Origin of the sequence: Amphritea pacifica (genome assembly GCF_016924145.1) — a bacterium.
Taxonomy (GTDB): Bacteria; Pseudomonadota; Gammaproteobacteria; order Pseudomonadales; family Balneatricaceae; genus Amphritea; species Amphritea pacifica.
In genome coordinates, this window is sequence record NZ_JAFFZO010000147.1 from 1 (window position 1) to 380 (window position 380).

Below are 380 nucleotides of genomic sequence, written 5' to 3' on the forward strand. Positions count from 1 at the left end.
TGGAGAAGCATGACACCGGGGCGACGTTTTTTGATGGTCGCCCCGCTGTTTTTGATGAGGCGGATTTTCCGGCAGTTGCCGTTTATCTCACCGGCGCTGAATACACGGGCGAAGAGCTGGACAGCGATACCTGGCAGGCGGAGCTGCATATCGAAGTTTTCCTGCCTGCTCAGGTGCCGGATTCAGAGCTGGATGCGTGGATGGAGTCCCGGATTTATCCGGTGATGAGCGATATCCCGGCACTGTCAGATTTGATCACCAGTATGGTGGCCAGCGGCTATGACTACCGGCGCGACGATGATGCGGGCTTGTGGAGTTCAGCCGATCTGACTTATGTCATTACCTATGAAATGTGAGGACGCTATGCCTGTACCAAATCC

The 380-nt window shown here is 55.0% G+C and carries 1 protein-coding gene; it reads left to right on the forward strand.

Going from position 1 to position 380, the window contains the following annotated elements; translation table 11 throughout:
- On the forward strand, nucleotides 1-356 hold a 356-nt coding region (locus tag JW499_RS21825; protein WP_063117232.1), incomplete at its 5' end, for a phage minor tail U family protein.
- Nucleotides 357-380 lie beyond the last annotated feature (24 nt).